The organism is Flavobacterium sp., assembly GCF_023151265.1.
Lineage (GTDB): Bacteria > Bacteroidota > Bacteroidia > Flavobacteriales > Flavobacteriaceae > Flavobacterium.
Genome location: NZ_JAKLJH010000124.1, coordinates 1 through 7,716, shown reverse-complemented (window position 1 = coordinate 7,716; position 7,716 = coordinate 1). Strand labels below are relative to the sequence as shown.

General features: G+C 33.5%; 6 protein-coding genes and 1 pseudogene. 6 read left to right on the top strand and 1 reads right to left on the bottom strand.

Features of this window, described 5'->3' with window-relative positions; translation table 11 throughout:
- From L6Q46_RS11060 to L6Q46_RS11045, 4 genes and pseudogenes are all read left to right on the top strand, one after another.
- Nucleotides 1-228: pseudogene (locus tag L6Q46_RS11060) on the top strand (hypothetical protein); the annotation flags it as partial.
- A 10-nt stretch (nt 229-238) separates the two neighbouring features.
- Entirely contained in the window at nt 239-742 is a 504-nt protein-coding gene (locus L6Q46_RS11055) for a hypothetical protein (protein WP_291284351.1), read from the top strand.
- Nucleotides 743-822: 80 nt separating this feature from the next.
- The gene (gene uvrA / locus L6Q46_RS11050) at nt 823-3,654 is read left to right on the top strand and encodes an excinuclease ABC subunit UvrA (RefSeq protein ID WP_291284350.1); all 2,832 of its coding nucleotides are present in this window, start codon (nt 823-825) and stop codon (nt 3,652-3,654) included.
- An 88-nt stretch (nt 3,655-3,742) separates the two neighbouring features.
- Nucleotides 3,743-4,468 (top strand): TIGR00730 family Rossman fold protein, encoded by a 726-nt coding sequence (locus tag L6Q46_RS11045; protein WP_111567574.1) that lies wholly within the window; start codon nt 3,743-3,745, stop codon nt 4,466-4,468.
- Nucleotides 4,469-4,503: 35 nt separating this feature from the next.
- Here the strand turns inward: L6Q46_RS11045 and L6Q46_RS11040 are convergent, their stop codons facing one another.
- Entirely contained in the window at nt 4,504-5,367 is an 864-nt protein-coding gene (locus L6Q46_RS11040) for an alpha/beta hydrolase (protein ID WP_291284349.1), read from the bottom strand.
- Between the two features lie 167 nt (nt 5,368-5,534).
- On the opposite strand from L6Q46_RS11040, the gene L6Q46_RS11035 reads away from it, so the two are divergent.
- Nucleotides 5,535-6,353 carry a M48 family metallopeptidase gene (locus L6Q46_RS11035; protein ID WP_111567576.1) on the top strand — a complete coding sequence of 273 codons (819 nt, stop codon included), beginning with the start codon at nt 5,535-5,537 and terminating at the stop codon, nt 6,351-6,353.
- A 64-nt stretch (nt 6,354-6,417) separates the two neighbouring features.
- The coding region (locus L6Q46_RS11030) for an MFS transporter (RefSeq protein ID WP_291284348.1) at nt 6,418-7,716 on the top strand (1,299 nt) is incomplete at its 3' end.

Below are 7,716 nucleotides of genomic sequence, written 5' to 3'. Positions count from 1 at the left end.
GGAACTTTTCAAAATATAGATTCAAATTGGTTAACCAATATTAATAACGGAGCTTTAGTTTTAGATTCCAGTTCAAAAGGTTTGGTAATAACAAGATTAACAACTACTGAACGCGATGCGTTAAATGCAATAGAAGGAATGTTGATTTATAATACTTCTTTAAACTGCTTTCAGTTGTACAACGGAACTACATGGAATTGTATCCAGTTAGCTTGTATTAATGATTAAATTATTAACTATGAAAAAGATTTTAATAACGATTATAATTCTAACACCATTTTTTATTTTTTCACAAGTTGGAATAGGAAAATCAAGTGTTGATGGCGATGGTATTTTAGATTTTGAAAACCCAGCTAAAGGAGGAATAATTCTTCCATCGGTTACTAGTTTACCAACAGGAAGTGCCGCTACTAATGGAACAATTTTATACGATTATACAAATGGTAGAGTTAAGATTAGGCAAAATAATGTGTGGGAAAATCTTACCCCAAAACTTGGCGATACATCAGATATTAATTTAAATACTTCACCAGAAACTGGAAATGGTGTTATAATTGGAGCAAATTCTTCAAGTGCTGATGGAGTATTAGTTCTAGAATCACAAACAAAAGCACTTATTCTTCCAAAAATTGATCAACCTCATTTAAACCTTGTAAATCCTCATCCGGGAACCATGTGTTATGATACTTATAATAAAGCAATTGCTGTTTTTGATGGTTCTAAATGGTATTTTTATAAGTAAACAAACTATATAATTTGACTGACAACTTAGTTAGTTTATAAGTTTACAATTCAGTATCTTTGCGTTTTGCTTAAAAAAACATGCAACACACAGAAGAAACTATCGAAATTATTGGAGCAAGAGCTCATAATCTTAAGAACATAGATGTTACGATTCCTCGCGAAAAACTTGTAGTTATTACAGGTTTGTCGGGTTCTGGAAAATCGTCATTGGCATTTGATACTATTTACGCTGAAGGTCAAAGAAGGTACATCGAAACCTTCTCAGCTTATGCACGTCAGTTTTTGGGTGGATTAGAACGCCCTGATGTAGATAAAATCGACGGACTTTCGCCAGTGATTGCTATTGAGCAAAAAACAACAAGTAAATCGCCTCGCTCTACCGTTGGAACAATTACTGAAATTTATGACTTTTTACGTTTGTTGTATGCTCGTGGCGCTGATGCTTACAGTTACAATACGGGTGAAAAAATGGTTTCGTATTCCGATGAGCAAATTAAGCAATTGATTTTAGAGGATTTTAATGGAAAACGCATCAATATTTTGGCGCCGGTTGTTCGTTCTAGAAAAGGACATTATCGCGAATTATTTGAGCAAATTGCCAAACAAGGTTTCTTAAAAGTTCGTGTAAATGGCGAAATTCGTGATTTAGAATACGGTATGAAAGTCGATCGTTATAAAACGCATGACATCGAAATCGTAATTGATAGAATGGCGATTGATTTAGAAGAAGACACTGATAAGCGACTTTCAGAAAGTATCAAAACCGCGATGTATCATGGCGAAGATGTAATGATGGTCATCGAACAAGAAAGTAAAGAAGTACGTTTTTACAGCCGTAATTTAATGTGTCCTTCTTCTGGAATTTCGTATCCAAATCCGGAACCGAATAATTTTTCATTCAACTCTCCAAAAGGTGCTTGTCCGTGTTGTAACGGATTAGGAACGGTGAATGAAATCAACCTTCAAAAAATTATCCCAAATCCAAAATCATCTATAAAAAATGGTGGTTTTGCTCCTTTGGGCGAATATAAAAGTTCGTGGATTTTCAAGCAATTGGAAATTATCGCACAAAAATATGATTTCAAAATAACTGATGCCATCGAAACCATTCCGCAAGAAGCAATGGACATGATTTTGTATGGTGGAAACGAAAAATTCTCTGTCGTTTCAAAGGTTATGGGAATTACGAAAGATTATAAAATCGATTTTGAAGGAATTTCAAATTTCATCAAAAATCAATACGATAATTCCGATTCGGCAAGTATCAAGCGTTGGGCTAAAGAATTCATGGACGAAAACGATTGTCCAGAATGTGAAGGAACGCGTTTGAGAAAAGAGTCATTATATTTCAAATTAAACGGAAAGAATATCGGCGAGTTAGTTCAAATGGACGTTGCCGAATTATCCGAATGGTTTGCTGATTTAGACAATCATTTATCTGAAAAGCAAAAAGTTATCGCAGTTGAGGTTGTAAAAGAAATCACAGCGAGATTGCAATTTTTATTAGATGTAGGTTTGAATTATTTATCACTAAATCGAAGCTCAAAATCGCTTTCGGGTGGTGAGGCGCAACGCATTCGATTGGCTACGCAAATTGGTTCGCAATTGGTTGGCGTTTTATATATTTTAGATGAACCAAGTATCGGTTTGCACCAAAGAGACAACGAGCGTTTGATTAAATCATTAGAAAGTTTACGCGATATCGGAAATTCAGTAATCGTAGTGGAACACGACAAAGACATGATTGAGCGTGCCGATTATGTGATTGATATTGGTCCAAAAGCAGGTCGTTTTGGTGGACAAATCATCAGTAAAGGAACTCCGAAAGAATTGTTGAAAGAAAATACCATTACGGCTCAGTACATGAATGGTAAAATGCAAATTGAAGTACCAAAAACACGTCGTGAAGGCAATGGTAAATCAATTAAATTATCGGGAGCAACGGGTAATAACTTGAAAAATGTTTCGATTGAAATTCCGCTTGGAAAATTGGTTTGTGTTACTGGAGTTTCAGGAAGTGGAAAATCAACATTGATTAATGAAACGTTGTATCCGATATTAAATGCGCATTTTTTCAATGCTGTTAAAAAACCACAGCCTTACAAAAAAATCGAAGGTTTAGAACATATCGACAAAGTAATCGACATCGACCAAAGTCCGATTGGAAGAACACCGCGTTCCAATCCAGCAACTTATACTGATGTTTTTTCAGAAATTAGAAGTTTATACACGCAAACGCCTGAAGCGATGATTCGTGGCTACAAACCAGGAAGATTCAGTTTTAATGTAAAAGGTGGTCGTTGTGAAACTTGTGAAGGTTCAGGTGTTAGAACCATTGAAATGAGTTTTTTACCAGACGTTTACGTGGAATGCGAAACCTGTATGGGAAAACGTTTCAACCGAGAAACATTGGAAATTCGATACAAAGGAAAATCAATTTCGGATGTGTTGAACATGACGGTGGATGAAGCGGTAGATTTCTTTGAAAATATTCCAAAAATTTATCGAAAAGTTAAAACGATTCAAGATGTTGGATTAGGTTATATCACATTAGGCCAACAAAGCACAACGCTTTCAGGTGGTGAAGCACAGCGTATCAAATTAGCAACAGAACTCTCTAAAAAAGACACTGGAAATACGTTTTATATTCTAGATGAACCAACAACAGGATTACATTTTGAAGATATTCGCGTATTAATGGATGTCATCAATAAGTTAGTCGATAAAGGAAACACAGTGTTAATTATCGAACATAATTTAGATGTAGTAAAATTATCAGATTACATTATCGACATTGGTTACGAAGGTGGAAAAGGCGGCGGAGAAGTCGTTGCGAAAGGAACTCCAGAAGAAATTGTAAAAAATAAAAAAAGTTATACAGCGCAGTTTTTGAAAAAAGAATTATCTTAGCAACCTAATTACTACACACAACAACACTGCTAAAACTTTATTATTTAATCGTAATAGTTTGTTTACAAACAAATTAACTAAAATTACTATGGCAGCAGATCAGTACGAAAACGAAGACCACAGAATTCAAGAGAAATTCAAGCAAAAGACTTGGAATGAAATAAGAACCAATGATTCATGGGCAATTTTTAAAATCATGTCAGAATTCGTAAACGGTTACGAATCGATGGGAAGAATTGGTCCTTGTGTATCTATTTTTGGTTCGGCAAGAACAAAACCAGAAGACAAATATTATTTATTAGCCGAGAAAATCGCTTACAAAATTAGTAAAGCAGGTTACGGAGTAATTACCGGTGGTGGTCCTGGTATCATGGAAGCTGGTAACAAAGGAGCGCATTATGGAGGCGGAACTTCGGTAGGTTTAAATATTGAATTGCCTTTTGAGCAACACTTTAATCCGTATATCGATAAAGATAAAAACTTAAACTTTGATTACTTCTTCGTGAGAAAAGTAATGTTCGTAAAATATTCACAAGGTTTCGTGGTAATGCCAGGAGGATTTGGAACATTAGACGAATTATTCGAAGCGGTTACCTTAATTCAAACGAAGAAAATTGGAAAATTCCCAATTATTTTAGTGGGAACTGAATTTTGGTCAGGTTTATTAGATTGGATTAAAAACGTGATGATTGACAAAATGAAAAACGCCAGTCCAGAAGATATGAACTTAATCAAAGTAGTAGATACAGAAGATGAGGTATTAGAAGCATTAGATAACTTCTACAAAAAATACAATTTGTCACCAAACTTCTAAAAAAGTAAAAAGTCCTTCAAACCGAAGGACTTTTTTTATTTTGAAATAAAAGCTGTTATCTTTTTTATGACTTCATCATCACCAAGAATTTTACGATGACCTAAACCTTCGGTAATTACAAGTTCTGAACCTTGTAAATGTTCATGAATATGATAAGCCGCTTTAACGGAAACATCATCATCTTCTTTATCATGCATGATTAAAACTGGGATTCTAATTTCAGCAGCTGCTTTGTAGGCCGAATAATCATCCATTTTTCCGACAAAACGTTTTTCAAAATGATCTTTTAATTTGATTCCGTATTCTGGTTTTAATTGTAATTTCTTGATAAAATCATCAATAATATCTTGAATGATATCACCAGCTCCAATGGTTACTGCTTTTTTAACCTGAAGATTCTGTTTTATAGCATTTAAAACCGACATTCCACCAAGCGAATGTCCAATAGCATATTCAAATGAACCATATTGCTTTTCTAATTCTAAGATTGAAGCAATAAACTCGGTCATAATGGAATAATTTCCTTTCGATTTTCCGTGTGCTGGCGCATCAAAACTTATGGTCATGTAGCCTAATTTTAATAATTCATCAGCAATTTTAACCAATTGTGTTCCACGACCAGACCATCCGTGAACTAAAAGTACTTTTTTATCACTTTTTCCATATTCATACACAACAACTTCTTTGTTTATAGCTGGAACCATAATACTTTTTTGAACACTTTCGCGTTCCATGTGTAATTCACGTTTTGGTAATTTATGGCGGATTGGAGTCGTAAAAAGTTTTGCAGCAAATTTAATTGTTAAACTTGATGAAATAGCTTGGAGAAATTTAGCTATATATAAAATAGGTTTAGGTATTTCAATAACTTGTGATTGTTTTTGTTTCTTTTTGGGCATAATCTGAAATTTTGCGCAAGTTACAATTTATGTAAATCGGGTAGTAAAATGAAGGTAATAAAATAAAGTTAAATTCTAAATTACTTAAGATTGTAAATTGGTACAAAATTTGTTTAGTGATGAATTGTTAAACTATAAAATCGTATTTTTGTAAAAAATTTTCACTCATGAATTTCAAATTTAAATTTATCGCATTTGCTATATTGATACTAGTTGTATCATGCGCTAAGAATCCGTTTACAGGAAAAAGTACAATGGCATTAGTTCCTAATAGTCAAATTTTTCCATCGGCTTTTCAACAATATAATCAATTTTTATCTGAAAATAAGGTTATAAAAGGTACTGCCGATGCAAAAAGAATTGAGACAATTGGTTCTAAAATAAAAACAGCATCAGAAAGATGGTTAACGGCTCATAATCAAGCAGATTATTTAAAGGATTATGCTTGGGAATATAAATTAGTAGACAGTAAAGAAGTAAATGCTTGGTGTATGCCTGGTGGAAAAATTGTTTTTTATACAGGAATTTTACCAATTTGTAAAGACGATGCAGGAATTGCTGCAGTAATGGGGCACGAAGTAGCTCACGCACTTGCAAATCATGGTCAACAACGTATGAGTGCCGGACTTTTACAGCAATTGGGAGCTGTTGGAACTCAAGTAGCTGTTGGTAACAAAGATCCTCAAACACAAGCTTTAATTATGCAGGCGTATGGAGTAGGTTCTCAAGTAGGAGGAATGTTACCTTTTAGTCGTGCTCATGAAAGTGAAGCTGATATGATTGGATTAACATTAATGGCGATAGCAGGTTATGACCCAATTAACGCCGTAAAAGTTTGGGAGCGTATGTCAGCTAATTCAGGTGGACAAGCACCACCAGAAATCTTAAGTACACACCCAAGTAACGAAACACGTATTAAAGAATTAACCGCTTTAATTCCGCAAGCAAAAGCCGAAGCAGCTAAGTTTGGAGTTACTTTTAAATAATTAAAAAATTACTATTATATTTGAATCCCGACACTGTCGGGATTTTTTATTTAAAATAACTTTTATGCAACAACTTCAAAAAGGAGATTCAAAACTTTTAAATGCTTGGGCTTTTTACGATTGGGCTAATTCGGTTTACGCTTTGGTGATTTCTTCAACTATTTTTCCATTGTACTACGGTGCTTTATTCCGCCAAAAAAATATTGAAGAGATTGTCTTGTTTGGTTTTTCTATTCGAAGTGAGGCCTTGATAAGTTATGTTACCGCTTTAGGATTTTTAATCATTGCTTTTATCTCACCATTATTATCAGGAATTGCCGATTATTTAGGAAATAAAAAGTTTTTCTTGAAGCTTTTCTGTTATGTAGGAGCTATTTCTTGTATGAGTTTATACTTTTTTTCAATTGAAACAGAGAATGACCAAATCGTTTTTAGTTTATTAGCTTATCTACTAGCCTTAATTGGTTTTTGGGGAAGTTTAGTTTTCTATAATTCCTATTTACCAGATATCGCTCACAAAGAACAACAAGATAAAATCAGTGCAAAAGGATTTAGTTTGGGTTATGTTGGTAGTGTTGTTCTATTATTGATTTGTTTATACATGGTTATGTCGGTGGATAATGATAAAGAAAGACTTCAAATGATGCGTTATTCATTTCTTTTAGTTGGAATTTGGTGGATAGGATTCAGTCAATACACTTACTACTACTTACCAAATAATAAAAATGACAACAAGTTGCATAAAAATGTAATTTTTAATGGCTTCAAAGAGTTACAAAAGGTTTGGAAACAAATTAAAGAATTAAAGTCGTTACGACGTTATTTAGGGGCTTTCTTCGTTTATAGTATGGCAGTGCAAACTATCATGATTATTGCCGCTTATTTTGGAGAAAAAGAAGTGCAATGGGGAAGCGATAGTAAGCGAACAATGGGATTAATTGTGAGTATTTTATTAATTCAATTAATTGCTGTTTTAGGTGCTTGGCTAACCTCTAAACTAGTTGCTAAATATGGAAATATAGTAGTTTTAATTGGTTTAAATTTTTCTTGGATTTTAATTTGTACCTATGCCTATTTTGTAATCACTCCAAATGATTTTTACATTGCTGCAGCTTTTGTAGGATTAGTAATGGGAGGAATTCAATCTTTATCACGATCTACTTATTCTAAATTTATTCCTGAAAATACTAAAGACACTACTTCGTTTTTTAGTTTTTACGATGTTGCAGAGAAAATTGGAATTGTAATTGGAATGTTTACCTATGGTTATATTGCTGATGTAACGGGTAAAATCCAAAATGCTATCTTATTTTTAATCTTATTTTTTGTTGTAGGATTACTTTTATTACTCAGAGTACCAAAA